Annotated in this window: 13 protein-coding genes, 1 tRNA gene and 2 rRNA genes (1 of these 16 cut by a window edge); 5 read left to right on the top strand and 11 right to left on the bottom strand. The window is 67.1% G+C overall.

Annotation, left to right across the window (positions count from 1 at the left end; all coding sequences use genetic code 11):
- The first annotated feature begins 9 nt into the window (after positions 1-9).
- From IAI54_RS00885 to adhP, 5 genes are all read left to right on the top strand, one after another.
- Complete coding sequence (locus IAI54_RS00885) at positions 10-357, top strand: cupin domain-containing protein (protein ID WP_187970575.1); 348 nt, start codon at positions 10-12, stop codon at positions 355-357.
- Positions 358-433: 76 nt separating this feature from the next.
- Positions 434-1,942, top strand: a complete 1,509-nt coding sequence (locus IAI54_RS00880) for an aldehyde dehydrogenase family protein (RefSeq protein ID WP_187970574.1) — start codon at positions 434-436, stop codon at positions 1,940-1,942.
- 37 nt (positions 1,943-1,979) lie between these two features.
- Positions 1,980-3,167: a saccharopine dehydrogenase family protein gene (locus tag IAI54_RS00875; RefSeq protein ID WP_187970573.1), complete on the top strand. Its 1,188-nt coding sequence runs from the start codon at positions 1,980-1,982 to the stop codon at positions 3,165-3,167.
- 98 nt (positions 3,168-3,265) lie between these two features.
- Positions 3,266-5,137: a hypothetical protein gene (locus IAI54_RS00870; RefSeq protein WP_187970572.1), complete on the top strand. Its 1,872-nt coding sequence runs from the start codon at positions 3,266-3,268 to the stop codon at positions 5,135-5,137.
- A 178-nt stretch (positions 5,138-5,315) separates the two neighbouring features.
- The gene (adhP, locus tag IAI54_RS00865) at positions 5,316-6,338 is read left to right on the top strand and encodes an alcohol dehydrogenase AdhP (RefSeq protein WP_187972956.1); all 1,023 of its coding nucleotides are present in this window, start codon (positions 5,316-5,318) and stop codon (positions 6,336-6,338) included.
- Positions 6,339-6,643: 305 nt separating this feature from the next.
- On the opposite strand, the gene IAI54_RS00860 is transcribed toward adhP, so the two are convergent.
- The 11 genes from IAI54_RS00860 to IAI54_RS00810 all read right to left on the bottom strand — a co-directional run.
- Positions 6,644-7,585 (bottom strand): dihydrodipicolinate synthase family protein, encoded by a 942-nt coding sequence (locus tag IAI54_RS00860; protein WP_187970571.1) that lies wholly within the window; start codon positions 7,583-7,585, stop codon positions 6,644-6,646.
- 144 nt (positions 7,586-7,729) lie between these two features.
- Positions 7,730-8,449 carry a GntR family transcriptional regulator gene (locus IAI54_RS00855; RefSeq protein WP_187970570.1) on the bottom strand — a complete coding sequence of 240 codons (720 nt, stop codon included), beginning with the start codon at positions 8,447-8,449 and terminating at the stop codon, positions 7,730-7,732.
- Positions 8,450-8,842: 393 nt separating this feature from the next.
- The gene (locus IAI54_RS00850; RefSeq protein ID WP_187970569.1) at positions 8,843-10,012 is read right to left on the bottom strand and encodes a hybrid sensor histidine kinase/response regulator; all 1,170 of its coding nucleotides are present in this window, start codon (positions 10,010-10,012) and stop codon (positions 8,843-8,845) included.
- The gene (locus IAI54_RS00845; protein WP_187970568.1) at positions 10,009-10,581 is read right to left on the bottom strand and encodes a chemotaxis protein CheB; all 573 of its coding nucleotides are present in this window, start codon (positions 10,579-10,581) and stop codon (positions 10,009-10,011) included. The genes IAI54_RS00850 and IAI54_RS00845 overlap by 4 nt, the downstream gene beginning before the upstream one ends.
- Entirely contained in the window at positions 10,578-11,408 is an 831-nt protein-coding gene (locus IAI54_RS00840) for a CheR family methyltransferase (RefSeq protein ID WP_187970567.1), read from the bottom strand. The genes IAI54_RS00845 and IAI54_RS00840 overlap by 4 nt, the downstream gene beginning before the upstream one ends.
- Entirely contained in the window at positions 11,408-14,848 is a 3,441-nt protein-coding gene (locus tag IAI54_RS00835; protein WP_187970566.1) for a response regulator, read from the bottom strand. The genes IAI54_RS00840 and IAI54_RS00835 overlap by 1 nt, the downstream gene beginning before the upstream one ends.
- Positions 14,849-15,067: 219 nt before the next feature.
- Complete coding sequence (locus IAI54_RS00830; RefSeq protein ID WP_187970565.1) at positions 15,068-16,327, bottom strand: glycosyltransferase; 1,260 nt, start codon at positions 16,325-16,327, stop codon at positions 15,068-15,070.
- Between the two features lies 1 nt (position 16,328).
- Positions 16,329-18,014 (bottom strand): glycosyltransferase family 2 protein, encoded by a 1,686-nt coding sequence (locus IAI54_RS00825; RefSeq protein WP_187970564.1) that lies wholly within the window; start codon positions 18,012-18,014, stop codon positions 16,329-16,331.
- 195 nt (positions 18,015-18,209) lie between these two features.
- A tRNA-Met gene (locus tag IAI54_RS00820) sits at positions 18,210-18,286 on the bottom strand.
- Between the two features lie 232 nt (positions 18,287-18,518).
- Positions 18,519-18,633: ribosomal RNA gene (rrf, locus tag IAI54_RS00815) — 5S ribosomal RNA — on the bottom strand.
- 286 nt (positions 18,634-18,919) lie between these two features.
- A 23S ribosomal RNA gene (locus IAI54_RS00810) occupies positions 18,920-20,459 on the bottom strand (it continues 1,371 nt past the right edge of the window).

Below are 20,459 nucleotides of genomic sequence, written 5' to 3'. Positions count from 1 at the left end.
GACGACGACATGACCGCGACACCGCTGATGCGCAAGCCGCTCGAGCAGACGGACCTCAAGGACTGGGGCGTGATCCCGACGATGATCGAGGGCGAAAGCCGCACCTCGGGCGTGCTCATCCACAAGGGGCCCGAGGGCCGGTCGGAATGCGGGCTCTGGGTCTGCACGCCCGGCAAATGGGAATGCCACGTCACCCGCGACGAGTTCTGCCACTTCCTCGAAGGCCGCTGCACCTATGTGCATGAATCCGGCGAGGTGATCGAGATCACGCCCGACACGGCCGCCTTCTTCCCGCAGGACTGGAAGGGCGTCTGCACCGTCCACGAGACGGTGAAGAAGGTCTACATGATCCGCTGAGGCGGACGCATCGGCACGCCCCGGCCGCCGGTCTCCGGAGGCTGGCCCGGCGCGAAAGGCGAGCAAGGACAAGGCCATGCGCTTCACGCCCGACAAACCGATTCACTTCGCCGGAGGCGGCTACCGACCCTCGGCCGGCCAGGCGATGCCGGTCGTCGATCCGGCGACGCTGGCCATCGTCGGCCATATCGCCGAGACGGGCGCGGCCGAGATCGAGGCGGTGCTGGCGGCGGCGACGACCGCCCAGAAGGCCTGGGCGAAGCTCGACGCCAAGAGCCGGGCGACGATCCTGCACCGGATCGCCTACCGCATCGAGGCGACGGACATGCGCTTCTGCGCCGAGACAATGTCGCGCGAGATGGGCAAGCCCTATCCGGAGGCGATCGGCGAGGTGGCGAACTGCGCCGGCGCCTTCCGCTACTTCGCCGAGATGGCGCGCGACGAGGCCGGCAAGGTCGCCGGCACGACGCAGGCAGGGTCGTTCCAGTTCGCCCGCTACGAGCCGCTCGGCGTGTCGGTGCACATCATGCCGTTCAACTTCCCGATCCTGCTCATGTGCTGGACGGTGGCGGCGTCGCTCGCCTCGGGCAATGGCTGCGTGATCAAGCCGGCGCTCGCCACCACGCTCTCGACGCTGATCTTCATGGAGGTGTTCGCCGACCTGCCCGACGGGCTGATCGCCTGCCTGCCGGGCGGCGTCGACGTCGCGCAGGCGCTGATTCATTCGCCGCGCACGCATGCCGTGGCCTTCACCGGCTCGGTCGCGGCCGGCCGGGCGGTGGCGATGGCAGCGGCGGGCGAGATGAAGCCCGCGGTGATCGAGGCCGGGGGATCCGATCCGATGATCATCACCAGGCACGCGCCGCTCGACGTCGCGGCGGCGGGTGCTGTGACGGCGGCCTTCCACATGTCGGGCCAGGTCTGCACCTCGGCGGAGCGCTTCTTCGTCGTCGACGACGTGCACGACGCCTTCATCGAGCGCTTCGCGGCGGAGACGCGGCGGCTGCGGGTGGGCAATGGCCTGACGAAGGCAGAGATCGGGCCGCTCGTCTCGAAAGCCGCGCGCGACAAGGTCATCCGCCTCGTCGAGGACGCGAAGGCCAAGGGCGCGACCGCGGTGATCGGCGGCCGCATCCCGCCCGATCTGCCGGTCGGCTGGTTCTACGAGCCCACCATCCTCACCGGCTGCACGCCGGACATGGACATCCTCAAGGAGGAGTGCTTCGGCCCGGTCGCCGCCGTCTGCCGGGTGAAGGATTTCGACGCGGCGATCGAAATGGCCAATGCCAGCGAGTTCGGCCTCGGCGCCTCGGTGTTCACCACCTCGCTCGAAGAGGCGATGGAGGCGGCCGAGCGGTTGGAGGCCGGCATGGTCTGGGTCAACAATCCGCTGATCGACAACGACGCCCTGCCCTTCGGCGGCTGGAAGAAATCGGGCATCGGCCGCGAGTTGTCGCGGCTCGGGCTCGACACCTTCCGTCGCTCGAAGATGGTCATCATCGACCACAAGCCCGTCGTGCAGGGCTGGTGGTACCCCTATCCCGACGACTGGTTCCACGACGCCGGCGGCCGCAAGCACGTCTGACCTCGTCCTTGGATCAGCGAAACTCAGGAACGACACCATGATCATCACGCTCCTCGGCGGCGCCGGCTACATGGGCGCCGGCATCGTCCGCGACCTCGTCTCGGACCGCGCCATCATCGACATCACCCGGGTGCGCGTCTGCGACGCCTCGCGCGAGAAGATGCAGGCGCTGGCCGACGACCTCGGCGATCCGCGCATCGAACTCGTCGATCTCGACGTGGCGACGCCCGACGCGTTGCAGGCCGCCATCGCCGGGTCGAACATCTGCATCAACTGCGTGCCGACCCTGCTCGGCTACCAGATGCGCATCTTCGAGGCGGCGCTGGCCGCGCGGGTGCCCTATGTCGATCTCGGCGGGCTCGGAACCTACACCGTCAAGCAGATGGCCGAGCACGAGCGCTTCCGGGCGGCGGGCGTGACGGCGGTGATCGGCGCGGGCGCGGATCCCGGCATGTCGAACGTGATCTGCCGCGCGGTGGCCGACGAACTCGACGCGATCGATTCCATCCGGCTCTACTGGGCGGCGGAGCTGGTGGGCGCCGAGAACCCGGTGCTCGTGCCGCCCTACAGCGTCTCCACCGTGCTCGCCGAATACGCGCACGAGAGCACCCAGTTCTACGATGGCCGCCACGTCACCTGCCCGCCGATGAGCGGCCGCGAGTTCCTCGACCTGCCCGAGCCCTGGGGCCGGTGCGAGTTCATGCACTCGCCGCATTCCGAGCAGCTCACCGTGCCCCTGGCCGACGGCATCCGGGACAAGGGAATCAAGGAGTTCTCCTGGAAACTGCACCTTCCGCACCGTGAGCACGAGGCCTGGGTCGGCCTGGTGAAGGCCGGCTTCGGCGATTTCGACCGGCCGGTGGAGATCGGCGGCCAGACGATCCGTCCGCTCGACGTGCTGAACAAGGTGATCGAGCGTAACATGCGCGAGAATGCCGAAGCCATCCCTGAGCAGGACAGCCACGAGATCCACTTCGCCATCGGCAAGGGCCGCAAGGACGGCAGGGAGACGACCGTCACCGTGGAGGTGATCGTGAAGCCGGATCCCCTCTACAAGCCCTATGTCGACGCCTGCACCTCCATGAACGGCTCGATCGCCGCGCAGCTGATCCTGTCGCAGCCGATGCGGCCGGGCGTCTTCGCGCCGGAGGCCTATTTCGACGTTCCGACCTATTTCCGGGAGCTGGAGAAGCGCAGGTTCACCATCGCCAAGCGGGTGGAATAATCCGTTCGCGTCCGGGCACTTGATCGCTGTGAGGCGCGTCACAACACTGTAATGCGAGGCCGGTAGGCGGGAGGCAGCCCCAAGCGAAGGATTGCCCCGTGCCGCGCCAGACCGCCTTTTCCCGTCTCCTGCTCCTCGGTTCAGCCGCGACGGCGCTCGCCATCGGCGCTTCCCTGCCGGGAACCGCCTTCGCGCAGGCCTGTTCGCCGTCCTCCCCGGCGAACGGCGACACCGTGGTCTGCTCCGGGACGGGATCGGGCGTGCGCAACGGCAGTCTCGACGACGCGACCTTCACGATCGAGAAAGGCGCACTGATCGAAGGCGGCGCCAACCAGGCCTTCGAGTTCGACGACGGCGTGACCTTCACCAACAACGGCACGGTCACCTCCACCGGCGACCATGCCGTGCAGGGCGACAACGACGTGACCGTGATCAACAACGGCACGATCACCGGCGGTTCGGGCGATGACGGCGTCAACATCGACGACAATGGCCGCATCGAGAACAGCGGCACGATCTCGGGCGGCGACGACGGCGTGCAGGTCGAGAGCAACGGCACGGTCATCAACTACGCCACCGGCATCATCACGGCCACCGACGAGGGCGTCAACGCCAACCAGCCGAACGCTTCCATCGAGAACCACGGCATCATCGAAGCCGGGGACGACGCGATCAATGCCGGCACCAATGCGACCATCATCAACACCGGGCGGATCACCTCGACCGGCGACCAGGATGGCATCGACCTCGACGACGGCACGATCACCAGTTCCGGACTGATCGAATCGCTCGGCGCGGAGGACGGCATCGACTTCGACCCGAGTGCTGCGTCCTCGCTGGTGACGAACTCCGGCACCATCCGCGGCAGCATCGCCATCAACACCGATGCCGCCGACACCGGCGCGCAGACCGTGGTCAATTCGGGTTCGCTGATCGGCCGCAGCGGGACGGCGCTGAACCTCGGCGACGGAAACGATACCCTCATCCTGAACGACGGCTCGCGGATCAGCGGCCTGATCGAGATGGGCAGCGGCAGCGACGCGCTTACCGTGAATTATGTCAAGCTCGAGCGGCTGGACGTCGGCTCGGCAATCGAGAGCGTCACGACCGTCGGCCCCTCCTTCGTCGGCTCCGATGCGATCATCCTGCTCGACCCGGTGGCGCTCGGCGCGGGCGACCGCGACGCGCAGGACCTCGCCTTCAACCTGTCGCGCACGCTGCTCACCGCGCCCGGCGGCAAGGGCCTGTGGACGGCCGGCCGCGGCGCCGTCATCGCCGACGACCGCGCCTATCTGGGCGGCGTCGTCGGCTACGACTTCGACCTCGGCGGGCATGCGCTCGGCGTCTTCGGCGGCGGTGCCAAGGCCGGCGACCTGCAGGCCTGGCTTGCCGGCCTGCGCTTCGACCTCGCCGACGGCGGCCCCTTCGACCTGCGGGCCACAGCCTTCGCGGGCGTCACCGAGGGGGCCGATATCGGCGGCTCCGACGGTGCCGAGGGCACGCTTCTCGGCATTTCCGCACGCGCGTCCTATGCGCTGATCGAGGCGGCGCCGGGCGGCTTCGGCCTCGACCTCGCCGCCGAAGGCGGTTTCAGCCGGCACGCGGTCGACGGCTACACGATGTCGGTGCTGGAGACGTCGATCGCCGACCGCGACTCCGATGCCGGCTATGCCCGCGTCGAGATCGGCATCCCCTACGTCATCGACACGGACACGACGCTGCGCGGCTTCGCGGCCGTGACGCATCACGCCGGCTCGGCCGATCTCATCGCGGCCGCCTTCGAGGGCCAGACCCTGAGCTTCGCCAGCGGCGCCGATCTCGACCGCACCGCCTTCGGCCTCGGCGCGACCTTCACGCGGAAGCTGGCTTCGGGCATGGCCTTCGACGCGACGCTGGAGGCAAGCAACGCCGACGGTGACACCGAGGCCGCGTTCGGCGTCTCGCTGCGCATTGCTTTCGGCAACCGATAGGACCGCATAGGTGCGGACGGAGAGCGCGGCCGCATCGGCCGCGCTTTCGTTTTCGGATGGCCGGCGACATGCTGCAATGCGAAACTCCGAGTACCGCTTTGCGCTGCATCAAGGCGTTCGGCATGTCCCTCCGCGAGAATGACCGCGTTCCTTCCTCAACGGAGCGTTGTCCATGTCCCTGCCGAAGACCATGAAGGCCGCGGTCGTTCCCGCGCTCGGAAAGCCTCTGGAAATCCGTGAAGTCCCGGTGCCCGAAGTCGGCCCCGGTCAGATCCTGATCCGCGTGCGCGCCTCGGGCGTCTGCCACACCGACCTGCATGCGGCCGAAGGCGACTGGCCCGTCAAGCCCACCGCGCCCTTCATCCCGGGTCACGAGGGGGTGGGCGAGGTCGCCGCCCTCGGTGCCGGCGTCACCCACCTGAAGGAGGGCGATCGCGTCGGCGCGCCCTGGTTGCACACGGCCTGCGGCCGTTGCGAGCACTGCGTCGGCGGCTGGGAGACGCTGTGCGAAGGCCAGCAGAACACCGGCTATTCGGTCGACGGCGGCTATGCCGAGTTTGTGCGGGCCGACGCCGACTTCGTCGGCCGCCTGCCCGGCAATCTCGACTGGGGTCCGGCCGCCCCGGTGCTCTGCGCCGGCGTCACGGTCTACAAGGGCCTGAAGGAGACCGAGGCGAAGCCCGGCCAGTGGGTGGCGATCTCCGGCATCGGCGGTCTCGGCCACATGGCGGTGCAATATGCCAAGGCGATGGGCCTCAAGGTGGTGGCCGTCGACGTCGCCGAGGAGAAGCTCGCTTTGGCGCGCGACCTCGGCGCCGACATGACATTCAACGCGCTGACTCAGGACCCGGCGGCGGAACTGCAGAAGCTGATGGGCGGCGTGCATGCCGCGCTGGTGACGGCGGTGTCCAACGCCGCTTTCGCGCAGGCGGTCGGCATGCTGCGCCGCGGCGGCTTCATGTCGCTGGTCGGCCTGCCGCCCGGCAGCTTCCCGCTGCCGATCTTCGAGATCGTGCTGAAGCGCATCACCGTGCGCGGCTCGATCGTGGGCACCCGCAACGACCTCGCCGAGGCGCTCGCCTTCGCCGGAGACGGACGCGTCGCCACCCATTTCAGCTGGGACAGGCTGGAGAACATCAACGCGATCTTCGACAGGATGCGCGCCGGCCAGATCGACGGGCGCATCGTGCTCGAAATCTGATCCCAGAGGCCCTTACCTTCGAGCCTTGGCGCAGCCCCTCATCCCCCTGCCGGGACCTTCTCCCCGTTGAACGGGGAGAAGAACGCCTTCATCGACGGCTTCGCCACTCTCGAAGGTGGGGGATATGGCGCCGCCTTCGAAACCGCGCGCCCTTCTCCCCGCTTGCGGGGAGAAGGTGCCGGCAGGCGGATGAGGGGTTCGGCGCCATCGGTCGATCGAAAGGACTGCCGGTATGACCGGATCGGCGACCAGCAAGACGGGCGCGGGCGTGCAGCCGCGTTCGTTGTCGTCTGCCCTCGACCCGCTCAGGCGAGCGACTTCACCCAATCCGCATACCATGCCCTGAACAGGGCATACTGCGCCTCGGCGTAGTTGCGCTGCGAGTCGGTCAGCGCGTCGGTCTCGTTGAAGTGCAGCGTGTATTCGGCGTCGCCGTTCAGCACCATCAGGTGCTTGTAGTAGAGCACGAGATCGGGTCCCTCGTCGAAGGACGACAGGACCGCGAGCGCGCGTTCCAGTTCCAGCGCCTGCGCGCGGGCGCGGGCATCGCCTTTCGCCGCCTTCTGGCAAAGCGAGACGAGGTGCAGCACCTCGCGCGGCAGCGCGTTGCCGATGCCGGTGATGGCGCCGGTGGCGCCGCAATTGACGTAGCCGTGGAAGACCGCGGTGTCGACGCCGACCATCAGGGTGACATCGGGGCTCTGCGAGGTGATGTTTTCGGCCGCGTAGCGCAGATCTGCCGCGCCGCCGAACTCCTTGAAGCCGATCAGGTTCGGGTGCTCGGCGCGCAGCGCGAAGAACAGGTCGGCGCGGGTCGCGAAGCCGTAGTAGGGGCTGTTGTAGATCACCGCCGGCAGGTCGGGCGCGGCGGCGAGGATCGCCTTGAAGTGCGCCTTCTGGGCGATCGCCGAACTGCCGCGCGACAGGACGCGCGGGATGACCATCAGCCCCTGCGCGCCGACCCGGGCCGCGTGCGCGGCATGGGCGACGGCCTGCCTCGTATTGACCGCGCCGGTTCCGACGACGGTCGGGATGCCGGCCTGAACCAGACGCGCCACGCCTTCCATGCGCTGCTCGTCGGTGAGCAGCGGCCAGTCGCCCATGGAGCCGCAATAGACCACCGCCGACATGCCGGCTGCGATCAGTTCCCCGCCCTTGCGCACGAGCGCGTCGAAATCGGGCGTCCTGTCGGGTCTGCAGGGCGTCATCAGGGCGGGGATGGTGCCGGTGAAGATGGTGCTGGCCATGAGCGTGTCTCCCGTCGGCAGATCCTGCACTGCGCCGCATGGGAGGGCGCTGGCCAGCCGACCTATGGATGCGGTCATACCGCAGCCCGGCCATCTTGTCGACAACGAATATGCAAGATCGAGCGTGGCAGGCCGTCGGATCGGTCAGAACAGAAGGTCGGCGTTGAGCCTCCGGTCCTGGGCGATGTAGGCCTGGATCTGACGGACGATCTGGTCCGCATGCGCGGCGGCAATCCGGTCGGCGCGGGCGACGTCGCGTGCCTCGATCGCCGCCACCATTTCCTCGTGCTCGTCGAGAAACGCGTGCGGCAGACTTTCATCGAAGGAGGAGTAATAGAAGCGCAGCAGACGACGGCCCTCGTCGAGCAGACGTTCGAACAGTTCGCCGAAATAGGCGTTGCGGCCGGCGCTTGCGATCGCCGCATGGAAATCGCGGTTCACCTCGATCATGGCGGAGATGTCGCGCGCGGCGAAGGCTTCCGCGTAGCCGGCCTGCAGGACGCGGATCGCCGCGAGATCTCCATCGGTCCGGTTCGCCGCGGCCAGCCGCGTCGTCGCCCTGTACATCAGCGTCAGCGCGTCGAAGAACTGCGGCAGGCCGAGGATGTCGAGCGGCGCAACCACGGTGGCGCGGTTGGCGAGCGTCACCACGAGCCCCTCCCCCGCCAGCTTGACCAGCGCCTCGCGAATGGGCGTCCGCGACATGCCGAAGCGTTCGGTCAGGCCGACTTCGTCGACCGGGCTGCCCGGCGGGAGCGTCAGGTCGAGGATTTCGCGCTTGAGGACCGCGTAGGCCGTCGCGGCGCCGTGACCGCGTTTCGGACGGCCTCTGGCTGAACCGGTCTCGTCGTCCTGCTCGACCATGACGGAAGTCCCGCGCCCCGAGGTCGTCGACACCATCCGCGGCGCCTCGCCGCGGCGGCCGACGCCAGGAGGCTTCGGTCGGCCGGGCGGCGTCGTCAAGAGAAAACCGTGCGCGGCCGGGGTACACGCCCCGGGATGGCCTCCCGGCGCGCCTGCGGCATCATACCAGCGGTCTTTTCGATTGACCCTCGGCGCTGCCCCTCATCCCCCTGCCGGCACCTTCTCCCCGCAAGCGGGGAGAAGGGGTCACGGCCGCGACATCGGCACCAGGTAGGCGACCTTTGCGACCGGCGAAGCCGTCGGTGACGGCGTTCTTCTCCCCGTGTTACGGGGAGAAGGTGCCGGCAGGCGGATGAGGGGCGGCGCGAGGGTCGAAGGTGAACGCCAGTAGTATCACGTCTCGGAACGCGATTCGGGCGCCGCGGCCGGTCCGGATTGCCGATTTGGCAAGCTTATGGTGAAGGCGGCGCCCTTCCCCGGCCCATCGCTGGCCGCCGATACCGAGCCGCCGTGAAGCTCCACCAGTTGCTTCACCAGGGAAAGCCCGATGCCGAGGCCGCCGCGTGCATGCTGCAGGTGGGCGTCCACCTGCGCGAACAGGCGGAAGATCGAGGACGAGGCCTCCGGCGTCAGCCCCAGGCCATCGTCGGTCACGCGGATGTCCACCGTATCGTCCCGTTCCTCTACGCAGACCGAGATCGATCCGCGCTCGGGCGTGTACTTGGCGGCGTTGTTGAGGAGATTGGCGACGCATTGGGTGAGGCGGACCTGGTCGGCGACGATCGCGACGGCGCTATGGGGCATGGAGACGGATATCGCGTGATGCTTGGCCTCCACCGCAGGTCGCGCCATCTCGACCGCGGCAGCGACGGCGTCCCTCAGATCGAAGGGCGCGAGGCGCAGTTCGATCTTGCCCTGGGTGATACGCGAAACGTCGAGCAGGTCGTCGACCAGGCGAACGAGATGCGCCATCTGCCCCTGCATCAAGCCGCCGATCCGTTCCGCCTTCGGTCCGTCCGGCTGGCGCAGGAGCATGGCGAGCCCGCCATGGAGGGCGGCGAGCGGATTGCGCAGCTCGTGCGCGAGAATCGCAAGGAACTCGTCCTTGCGCCGGTCGGCGAGACGCAGCGCCTCGGCCTGCTCGCGCAGCACGTCGCGCTGCTCGGCGAGCTGCTGGCGCTGCCGGTAGAGCTCCAGGAAGACGTCGGTCTTGCTGCGCAGGACGTCGGGTTCGATCGGCTTCTGGATGAAGTCGACGGCGCCCGCCCCGTAGCCCTGGAACCGCCGCTCGGAACTGTGGCTCCCGGCGGTGACGAAGATGATCGGGATGCGCCGCGTCCGCTCGTTCCCCCGGATCAGTTCGGCCAGTTCGAAGCCGCTCAGCCCCGGCATCTGGACGTCGATGAGCGCGAGAGCCACGTCATGGTCCAGAAGGAGTTCCAGCGCCTCGTCGCCGGACTTCGCCTTGAGCAGCTCGAGCCCATCCCGGCGAAGCAGGGCTTCGAGCGAGAGGAGGTTCTCGGGAAGGTCGTCGACGAGGAGGAACTTGACGGTGGCGCTCATCGGATGATGCTCTGCAGATAGGAAAGGATGCCGTCGGCGTTCAGCACGAGCGCTTCCGGACAGGCTGCGATCGCCGCCTCCGGCATGGCCCGGGCATAGGCCTCGCCAGGATCCTGCACGATGGCGGTGCCGCCGGCGGCCGCGATCGCTTTGAGCCCCATCGCGCCGTCCTGGTTGGCGCCGGTCAGCACGATGCCGATCGCAGCATCGCCCCAGACGTCGGCCGCACTTTCGAAGGCGACGTCGATGGAGGGGCGCGAGAACAGGACCTGATCCTCGTTGGAGAGCGCGATCGTATCGCCGTCCTCGATCAGGAGGTGATAGTCCGGCGGCGCGAAGCAGATGACGCCGGCCGCGAGCGGCTCCTTGTCCTCCGCCTCGATCGCCCGCAACCGGCATTTGGCGTCGAAAATGGCGGCGAGCACGCTTCGCCTGTCCGGCGGAACGTGCACGACCACGACGACCGGCAGCGGAAAATCGGACTCGAGCCGCGGCAGGATCAGAGACAGCACCTCCAGCGCGCCGGCCGACGCGCCGATCATCACGGCACCCCTTCGTGCGCCGGTCATGTCCCGGTCCTCTGGTAGATCTTCTCCTCGCGTACGAAGTCGCGGAAGGCATCCGCGTGCCGCGAAAATCGCAGGGTCTCCTTGGCACCGAGACCGAGAAAGCCGTTACGCGGCAATGCCTCGCGGAACAGGCCGACGGCACGGTCCTGCAGCGACCGGTCGAAGTAGATCATCACGTTGCGGCAGGAGACGAGCTGCATCTCGCCGAAGACCTGGTCGGTGACCAGGCTGTGATCGGAGAAGACGACGTTCCGGCGCAGGCTCCGGTCGAAGACGCACCGGTCGTAGCCGCTGCGATAGTGGTCGGACAGGGAGGTCCTGCCGCCGGCCCGCCGATGGTTCTCGGTGAAGAGGCGGATCCGGTCGACCTGGTAGACCCCGGCCTCGGCCTGGGCCAGGGCGTCCGGGTTGATGTCGGTGGCATAGAAGATGGTCCGCTCCTCCAGTCCTTCCTCGCGGAAAAGGATGACGAAGGAATAGAGTTCCTCGCCGCTGCTGCATCCGGCGATCCAGATCTTCAGCGACGGATAGGTCTTCAGGTGCGGGACGACCTTCTCGCGGATCGCGCGGAAGTAGCCCGGATCGCGGAACATCTCGCTGACCTGCACCGTCAGGTACCGGAGGAGCTTGGGCAGCATGTCGGGATCGTGCAGCACCGCCTCCTGCAGCGCCGAGATCGTGGCAACGCCCATCTGCTCGCGGGCCTGCCGCAGGCGCCGCCGGATCGACGACATGGCATAATTGCGGAAATCGTAGTGGTAGCGGTGGTAGAGCGCCTCCAGCAACAGTCTGATTTCGATGTCCTCGATCCGGTCGAACGTCTCCATCAGCGCGGCATCCACACGCGCACCAGCGACAGCAGCTTCTCCACGTCGAGCGGCTTTGCCATGTAGTCGTTGGCACCGGCCTCGATGCAGCGCTGCTGGTCGTCCGGCATCGCCTTCGCCGTGAGCGCGATCACCGGCAGTTTCTTCCAGTCCGGATCGTTGCGGATGTGTCGCGTCGCGGTGAGACCGTCCATGACCGGCATCATCACGTCCATCAGGACGAGGTCGATCGCGGCCTCGCCAGGCCGACGCGACTTCTCCAGCTTGGCCAGCGCCTCCTCGCCGTTGCGCGCGATCTCCACGACGGCGCCGCGCGGCTCGAGGATGTTGGTGAGCGCATAGACGTTGCGCACGTCGTCCTCGACGACGAGAATCCGACGCCCCTCGATCAGGGCGTCGCGATGCCTCGCCTTGCGGATCATCTTCTGCTGCTCGTCCGGCAGCTCGGACACGACCTGGTGCAGGAACAGGGTCACCTCGTCGAGCAGACGCTCGGGCGATTTCGCGCCCTTGATGATGATCGACCGCGAGTAGCGCCTGAGCTTCTGCTCCTCCTCGGCCGACAGGACGCGGCCGGTGTAGACGATGACCGGCGGGATCGGATAGGCGCCTTCGCGGCTGATCGTCTCGAGCAGCGAGAAGCCCGATGCGTCCGGGAGCGACAGGTCGAGCACCATGCAGTCGAAAGCCTGGTCCTTCAGAAGGGCGAGGCACTCCGCCGCGGTGCCCGCTCCGACCGTCTCGACGTCGTGAGCACCGATCAGGCGGGCGACCGCCTCGCGCTGGATCTCGTTGTCCTCGACGATCAGCACGCGGCGGACGTTCTGCGAGATCCGGGCCTCCAGCGAGGTGAGCACGTCGAGCAACTGCTCGCGCCGCACCGGCTTGAGGGCGTAGCCGATGGCGCCGAGCGAGAGCGCCCGGTCGGTATGATCGTCGGCGGACACGATGTGGACCGGGATGTGACGGGTGCGGACGTCGCGCTTCAGGCGGTCGAGTACCGACAGGCCGGACTGGTCGGGAAGGCCGACGTCGAGCACGATCGCGCTCGGCATGAAGGCCCGTGCCAGTTCGAGCGCCTCCTGGGCGGTGCCCGCGACGAGGGCATCGAACTTCAGTTCTCGGGCGAGGTCGCGAAGGATGGTGGCGAAGGTGCGGTCGTCCTCGATGATCAGGAGCCTGCGGCCCTGATCGGAGACGTGCAGCCGGTCGTCCTCGACGATCCGTGCCGGCTCGGCGGCGGGCTGCGCACCGGCCGGATCAGGCGCGGCAGGCAGCGGGGAAGCGCCGGCCGGCACCACGGCGGGCCCGGATGCGGCCGGTCGGGCCGGGTCGTGGGTTTCGGGAAGGACGATCGTGAAGGTGCTGCCGGCGCCCGGCCGGCTCTCCAGATGGATCGTGCCGCCGAGCAGGCGCACCAGTTCGCGCGAGATCGAGAGGCCGAGGCCCGTGCCGCCGAAGCGGCGGCTGATGGTGCTGTCGGCCTGGTGGAACGCCTCGAAGATGCGCCGCTGCTGGTCCTCTGCGATCCCGATGCCCGTGTCGGTGACCGAGAAGGCGACCTGACCACCGCCGAGAGGCCGTACGGCCACGCTGACCCCGCCGGTCTCCGTGAACTTGATCGCGTTGGCGACGAGGTTCTTGAGAACCTGTTCCATGCGCATGGGATCGGTCTCGATCACCGGCGGCGCGTCGGCGGCGACGTCGACGGAGAAGTCCAGCCCCTTGCCTTGGGCAAGCGGCTCGAACAGCTGCCGCAGCGAGGCGGCGGTGCGTTCGAGGGAGATCGGCTCGGGCCGGATCTCGACGTGGCCGGCTTCGATCTTGGACAGATCGAGGATGTCGTTGATGAGGTTCAAGAGGTCGTTGCCGGACGACTGGATCGTCTGGGCGAACTTGACCTGCTCCGGCGTCAGATTCTCCTCGGCATTGTCGGCCAGCAGCTTCGCCAGGATGAGCGAGGAGTTCAGCGGCGTGCGCAGTTCGTGCGACATGTTGGCGAGGAAGTCCGACTTGTAGCGGCTCGCCTGCTCGACTTCCCGCGCCTTGGCCTGGATGGCGCCGTTGGCCGTTTCGAGGTCGTCCCGCTGACGCTCCAGTTCCTGCGCCTGCTCCTCGAGCTGCGCGTTGGTCTGCTCCAGCTCGACCTGCTGCTGTTCCAGCCGGGCCTGCGATTCCTTCAGCGCGCGACCCTGCTCCTCCAGTTCTTCGTTGGAAACCCGCAGTTCCTCCCCCTGGACCTGAAGCTCTTCCGCCTGGCGCTGCGTCTCGCGCAGCAGGGTCTCCAGCCGCGTTCTGAACGCCGCCGATCGGAACGCCGTGGCGATCGTAGCGGAGGACCTTTCGAGGAGGTCCAGCACGTGGTCGGGCACCGGGTTCAGGAAGCCGAGTTCGAGAATGGCCTCCACCTCGCCGTCGACCAGCGCGGGCGCGAGCGCCAGATGGCGCGGTCCCGCCCGGCCCAGGCTCGAACCGAAGGAGAGGTAGCCTTCCGGCAGCGTCCCGACGGCAATCGGCTTGTGATCGGTGAGCACGTGACCGAACAGCCCGTCGTTGCGGCCGACGCGGTCCGGCAGCGTCGCCCCCTGCGGCACGCCGAAGGTCGCGGCGAGCGCGAAGTCGGCGTCCCGCTCGACATAGATCGCGCCCGCGACGGCCCCGGCACGGTCCGTCAGGTAGCGCAGCACGTTCTCGCCGATCTCCTGCAGCGCCCGCTCGCCGATCACGGCCTCGCCGAGCCCGACCTGCGCCTGCTGCAGCCACTGCTCGCGGCGACGCGCCAGCGTCGCACGGCGCATCAGCGCTCCCACCACCAGCGTCAGGACGATGCCGAGGACGCCGGACAGGAGGCTGGTGGCGAAGGCGACGACATAGGCGCGGTCCATCTCGGCGATCCGTCGAGCTCGCGTCGCGGTCTCCGTCTCGCGCATCGTCGACAGCAGCGTCCTGATCGCCTCCATGTCGGCCCGGCCGCGATCGGACCGGAGTGCTGCAACGGCGGCCGTCGGACCCTCGGTGCGAAAGAGGTCCACCGTCTCCTGGAGTTCGCGGAATTTCGATGCGACGTATCCCTTCAGTTCCTCGAAGCGCCGCGCCTGCTGCCCGTCGGCAGCGACCAGCGCGCCGACGGAGGTCGTGCGGCTGGCGAGTTGCGACACGGCCCGGAAATAGGGTTCCAGATAGCGTTCGTCGCCGGTCAGGAGATAGCCACGCTGCCCGGTCTCGGCATCGCGGATGTCGGACAGGAGCACGTCGAGACCCACGATGACCTCGTGCGTCTGCACGACGGCCTGGTTGCTCTCCCGCAGCAGGCGCGTCGTGTAGACCGCCACGATCGCGGTCACCACAAAGAATCCGATGGCGACGGCGAGGCTGGTCGCGACGAGCGGGTCGAGGCCGAAAGCCCCCTTGCCACCGAGGGCCCTGGCTTTTCTATGCATGACGTCCGAGGGCTTTCCGTGATTCGCGAGCAGAGGGAGGGGCGGCGCACCGCCGCATCCGTCCGGGAGCTTCAACCCCGCAGCAGACGGGGCTGAACGCAGTGGCGTGGCTCGGGTTCCACCGGCTGCAACTTTTTTTGAACGGCTCCTTCCGGCTGCCCTGCGGAGCCTTGGCAGGCCCGTCGTGCCAGCCGAGGGAGCCGGCCCCGGTCGCGGCGGTCAGGGCAAGGGTCGTCCGGTTCGGCGCGCCGCGGTGTGGTCGCGTCTAGCCCGCCGGTAGACATGCTCCAGGAAGAAGGCCTCTTCCTCGATGCGCATCGGCAACGGAATGGCTGCTCGCGCCCGCTCGACTTCCTCTGCGTCGGTTGCGAGTCGCCGCAGGGCCTGCGTCCATGCCCCGGCGTCCGAGAAAGGTACGGACCAGCCGCATCCGTGCCTGCCGACGATCTCCGCCGGCGCGCCGAGATCCGAGACGAGCGCGGGAACGCCGCAGGCGAAAGCCTGATGCAGGACCTGGGAGAACGTCTCCGGCACCTGGGACGGCAGGCACAGGACGTCGAAGCGCGACAGCACGGCGAAGACCTCGTCCGACGTCACCGGACCTCGAAGGGTGACGGATGGACAGCGGCCGGCGACCGCGGCGACCGCGTCCACGGTCGCCGGATCGAAGTCGACGGGACCGACGAACGCGAGAGACGCGCCGGGAACGGCAGCCGCGGCAAAGGCCTCCGCAAGCATTCCCGCCCCCTTCTTCGCATGGATCGTGCCGAGGAATCCGAATCGCAGCCCCGTCCCCGGCGGCCGCGCGCCCAGGCTCGCACAGGCTCGCAGCACGTCGATGCCATGAGGAATCGTCTCGAATCCGAGATCGGGAAACGACCGCACATACTGCCTTCGGGAATAATCCGAGCAGACGATCCGCGCGCCGGCATCGGACAGCAGCCGCCGGAAGCGCTCGAAGCGCGCGCGCGGCTCCGATCCGGTCGGGCAGTGGGCCGCGCAGGCCCTTCCACCATGCGGACCGTCGCAGGCCGTGCCGTCCAGGCGCACCAGATTGACGGCGTGGCACAGAGGAAAGAAGTCGGTCAGCGAAACGACGTACGGAATGCCCTCTTTCCGCACGGCCTCGATGGCCGATCCCATCCGCATGGCATGGGCGAGATGAACCACGTCGAAGCGGTTGTCGGCGAGAAAGGCACGGACGAGGTCCGCCGCAGCGACGTCCTCGGCTGCATGCAGCGCGTGAGGATCCGTGATCATGGCCCGGGGAATGGCGTGTACGGGGATGCCATCGACGGATGCGAACCACAGACCGTTGGCCGGTGCGACGGTCCAACGGGACGCCTCGCCCAGCGCACAGGTGAGGACCGCCACGTGGTGGCCGGCCCGCTGCGAGGACTTGGCGATGTTGAAGACCGCGGTTTCGGTTCCGGATGCGAACTCCGGCCGGAACTGGTGCACGACGAACAGAATGCGCATGTCATATACCCGCCGTGAGAATGTCTCGCAGGGCCTCGAGCCTCTCCTTCCGGTCGCCCGGTCCTGTCTGCGCCGGAGGAGCGATGCAGCAGAAGGCGAACTGCGAACCGACCGTCATCGCAAGGGTCTTGTCGATGGCGCTGGTCAGTTCTCGCCGGACCGTCTCGTCGAGAGCGGTATAGGCCTCCAGGACCGTCCCGAGCGACTCCAGCCGATGGGCGAACATCGCACGGGTCTGCTCGAAGCTCGCCCGGACGAGGGCCGCCTCGACCGGGTCCGTCCCGGATCCGGGGGTGGAAGAAGAGGAGTAGTCGTCGAGCCATCGCTGGAGCGGTGGGAAGCCGAAACCGTCCCATCGCTCGTCCGGCACGTCGGGCAGGTCGGTCCGCCGCACGCGGTCGACGAAGGCAGCCAACGCTTCGGAGGGGACGCGCAACTCGCCGTTGCCGAAGTCCGGTCTGAGCCTGGACAACACGGCTGCCGCGGCCAGCGATCCGGCAAGGCCGTTCGAGGGAGGCGGCAGAAAGTCCGGAAAGACGCCAGCCAGGAAGTGGACGTCGACGAAGGAGCGGCGCAGGAAATACTGCACCGGTCGGGTATGGGAGTGGATGACCCGGATCGACGAGAGCATGGCGACGCGGTGACCGTCCCTAATCAGTCTGACCCCCAGCGTCAGATCTTCCGCATAATCGCCCTGGTAGCGGTAGGCGTCGAAGAGGACTTTCGGGATGGCGCAGGCGACGTCGCTCAGCTGGCCCTGGCTGCGAAGGGATACGTGGTCTTCGCCGGTATGCCGCCCCAGGCGATCGCCTTCGCTGCATCCGATGAAGTCATAATGCGTCTTCAGAAGAACATCATAGAACAGTTCGGAATCGCTGCGCGGATATTCCGCGCAGGACAGGGCCGCGAGACCGCCGGACTGCCGGTGATCGATCAGGCAGCGCACCAGCCCGTAGAGCCAGTGATCGCCTATCGGAAAGGCATCCTGCACCATGAACACGAGGTAGTCGCCGCGCGCCGCTGCGGCTCCCAGATTGCGGGCATGGCTGTGGGAGAACTCGCTCTGGTCGATGGAGACGAGGGTGCATCCATAGGCTGCGGCCGTCGCCGCCGTCGTGTCGCGGGATCCGGAATCGACGATCACGATCTCGACCGAACGCAAGCCCTTCTGGCCGGTCAGCTTGCGCAGCAGATAGATGAACTCGGGACCCGCATCATAGGTCGGTATGATCACCGAAACGGCGATGTCGAGCGGCAGGGGTTCCTCCCCCTCGAGATCCGGATGGATCGTGAGATAGGGATCGAGAACGACGTCTTCGACGGACCGCGGCAGCTCCGACGGCACCGCTTCCGGTTGAGGGGCCTCCTTCAGGCGAGCCGGCGGCTGCGCAGGCATGTCGGTCCCGATGCGCGCCTGGGCCTTCGACATGCGGTAGAGACGGCGCTTGCGGCGCTTCAGCGGATGACGCAGGAAGGACGCGGCGAGATCGGCCATGCGGTGGCCGACGCTTGCTCCCGCCCGACCATCCGCGCGATCGGCGCCAGGCGGCATCGGGTCGGGGGTCGCCGCCTGCGGCAAGGCGACGCCGTCGGGCTGCGCTTCGGCCAGCGACTCGCGCGCCGGAGCCTGTCGGCTCCGCCCGTGCATCAGAACCGCGAACGTCCGGGAAAGAAGTCTTCTTGGCATGGCAGATGCTCATAGGACCGGCGCAGAAAGAATGCAAAGCGGGCGCGGGCCGGCACGGTCACGACGGTCCCGGGTGACGCCCCCTACCCCATGCGTGCGGCGAGGTCGGCGGATCCCGCGCGGGGCAGTTCGACCGGCCGTGTCGAGGGCATAAAAAAACCCCCGGGCGCTTTGGCTCGGGGGTTTTTGTGGATCTGGTTGCGGGGGCAGGATTTGAACCTGCGACCTTCAGGTTATGAGCCTGACGAGCTACCGGGCTGCTCCACCCCGCGTCAGGGTGTTGGCGGGGGTTCCGCCGTGTTGTTTCGCCGGGGTCCGGTCGGTCCTGGCGTGTCCGGCGGGTTTCGCGCCGGGGTATCGTTGTCGAGCCCTTGCGGGCGGTTGCGGCGGGGAGCGCCGCGCGGCCGTGAACGGAGAGCGCCGGCCGTGCGGGAATGCAGGGCCGGCAGCTTTCCGGCGGGGCCGGACATGGTGTCGAGAAGCTTTCGATTGTGCGTTTTGTAGACCTGGCAGCGACCTACTCTCCCGCGTCTTGAGACGAAGTACCATCAGCGCTGGGGCGTTTCACGGCCGTGTTCGGAATGGGAACGGGTGCAGCCACCCCGCCATAACCACCAGGTCGACGAAGCGCACAATCATTGATCGAGAAGCTGGGAGGGGGAGTGGCGAATAGCGAATGGCGAATGGGGTCGAGACCCCGAACGCCGCCGTGCTTTCCGTTCTCCTCGTCTTTTCCGCGCAAGCCATCATGGCTGACCGGCTTTTCGGGCGCAGCCCGAGCACGCGACTTGCGTGCCGCCGGTCGTCCGGCGCCCCCGCGGAGGGCCAGCAGCCGAAGGCTGCGGTACGGCCCGCGAGCGCCAGGGAACCATCCCATCGCTTTGCGATGGGCATGGAGAATGAGAATGATCAAGCCGATCGAGCTATTAGTACCGGTAAGCTTCATGCGTTGCCGCACTTCCACACCCGGCCTATCAACGTGGTCGTCTTCCACGGCTCTGATAGGGAATACTCGTTTTGAGGCTGGTTTCCCGCTTAGATGCCTTCAGCGGTTATCCATTCCACACATAGCTACCCTGCAATGCGGCTGGCGCCACAACAGGTCCACCAGAGGTGTGTCCATCCCGGTCCTCTCGTACTAGGGACAGATCCTCTCAATATTCCTACACCCACGGCAGATAGGGACCGAACTGTCTCACGACGTTCTGAACCCAACTCACGTACCGCTTTAAATGGCGAACAGCCATACCCTTGGGACCTGCTCCAGCCCCAGGATGCGATGAGTCGACATCGAGGTGCCAAACAACCCCGTCGATATGGACTCTTGGGGGTCATCAGCCTGTTATCCCCGGCGTACCTTTTATCCGTTGAGCGATGGCCCTTCCACGCGGGACCACCGGATCACTATGACCGACTTTCGTCTCTGCTCGACTTGTCTGTCTCGCAGTCAGGCAGGCTTATGCCATTGCACTCGACGACCGATTTCCGACCGGTCTGAGCCCACCATCGCGCGCCTCCGTTACTCTTTAGGAGGCGACCGCCCCAGTCAAACTACCCACCATACACTGTCCCGGACCCGGATGACGGGCCGCGGTTAGACATCCATGTCCACAAGGGTGGTATTTCAAGGGTGACTCCACGCAGGCTGGCGCCCGCGCTTCAAAGTCTACCACCTATCCTACACATGCGAACACGAATGCCAGTGTAAAGCTATAGTAAAGGTGCACGGGGTCTTTCCGTCTAACCGCAGGAACCCCGCATCTTCACGGGGAATTCAATTTCACTGAGTCTCTGCTGGAGACAGCGGGGAAGTCGTTACGCCATTCGTGCAGGTCGGAACTTACCCGACAAGGAATTTCGCTACCTTAGGACCGTTATAGTTACGGCCGCCGTTTACTGGGGCTTCGATTCAAAGCTTGCACCTCTCCTCTTAACCTTCCAGCACCGGGCAGGCGTCAGACCCTATACGTCGCCTTGCGGCTTCGCAGAGCCCTGTGTTTTTGATAAACAGTCGCTACCCCCTGGTCTGTGCCACCCCCCCACACTTGCGTGCGAAGGGGTCACGCTTCTTCCGAAGTTACGCGTGCAATTTGCCGAGTTCCTTCAGCAGAGTTCTCTCAAGCGCCTTGGTATGCTCTACCAGTCCACCTGTGTCGGTTTCGGGTACGGTCTATACGGAGGAGCTATTTCCCGGGACCGCTTCGCCGCCCATCCAATCCGATAAGGATGAACGACACACGCGATCCGTCACTACCTCCAGGCCCACGAATATTGACGTGGTTCCCATCGACTACGCCTTTCGGCCTCGCCTTAGGGGCCGGCTAACCCTGCTCAGATTAACTTTAAGCAGGAACCCTTGGACTTTCGGCGAGCGGGTCTCTCACCCGCTTTATCGTTACTCATGTCAGCATTCGCACTTCCGATACCTCCACCGGTCCTCACGGA

Origin of the sequence: Aquibium microcysteis (assembly GCF_014495845.1) — a bacterium.
GTDB classification, from domain to species: domain Bacteria; phylum Pseudomonadota; class Alphaproteobacteria; order Rhizobiales; family Rhizobiaceae; genus Aquibium; species Aquibium microcysteis.
Note: the sequence above shows the minus strand (reverse complement) of the source record. Positions and strands in the feature narration are given on the sequence as shown.

Excerpts from the sequence above, each read along its gene's own strand:
- IAI54_RS00880 (WP_187970574.1), top strand. The coding sequence starts at position 434 with ATGCGCTTCACGCCCGACAAACCGATTCACTTCGCCGGAGGCGGCTAC.
- IAI54_RS00835 (WP_187970566.1), bottom strand. The coding sequence starts at position 14,848 with ATGCATAGAAAAGCCAGGGCCCTCGGTGGCAAGGGGGCTTTCGGCCTC.
- IAI54_RS00885 (WP_187970575.1), top strand. The coding sequence starts at position 10 with ATGACCGCGACACCGCTGATGCGCAAGCCGCTCGAGCAGACGGACCTC.
- IAI54_RS00840 (WP_187970567.1), bottom strand. The coding sequence starts at position 11,408 with ATGGAGACGTTCGACCGGATCGAGGACATCGAAATCAGACTGTTGCTG.
- IAI54_RS00875 (WP_187970573.1), top strand. The coding sequence starts at position 1,980 with ATGATCATCACGCTCCTCGGCGGCGCCGGCTACATGGGCGCCGGCATC.
- IAI54_RS00830 (WP_187970565.1), bottom strand. The coding sequence starts at position 16,327 with ATGCGCATTCTGTTCGTCGTGCACCAGTTCCGGCCGGAGTTCGCATCC.
- IAI54_RS00825 (WP_187970564.1), bottom strand. The coding sequence starts at position 18,014 with ATGCCAAGAAGACTTCTTTCCCGGACGTTCGCGGTTCTGATGCACGGG.
- IAI54_RS00845 (WP_187970568.1), bottom strand. The coding sequence starts at position 10,581 with ATGACCGGCGCACGAAGGGGTGCCGTGATGATCGGCGCGTCGGCCGGC.
- IAI54_RS00855 (WP_187970570.1), bottom strand. The coding sequence starts at position 8,449 with ATGGTCGAGCAGGACGACGAGACCGGTTCAGCCAGAGGCCGTCCGAAA.
- IAI54_RS00850 (WP_187970569.1), bottom strand. The coding sequence starts at position 10,012 with ATGAGCGCCACCGTCAAGTTCCTCCTCGTCGACGACCTTCCCGAGAAC.
- IAI54_RS00860 (WP_187970571.1), bottom strand. The coding sequence starts at position 7,585 with ATGGCCAGCACCATCTTCACCGGCACCATCCCCGCCCTGATGACGCCC.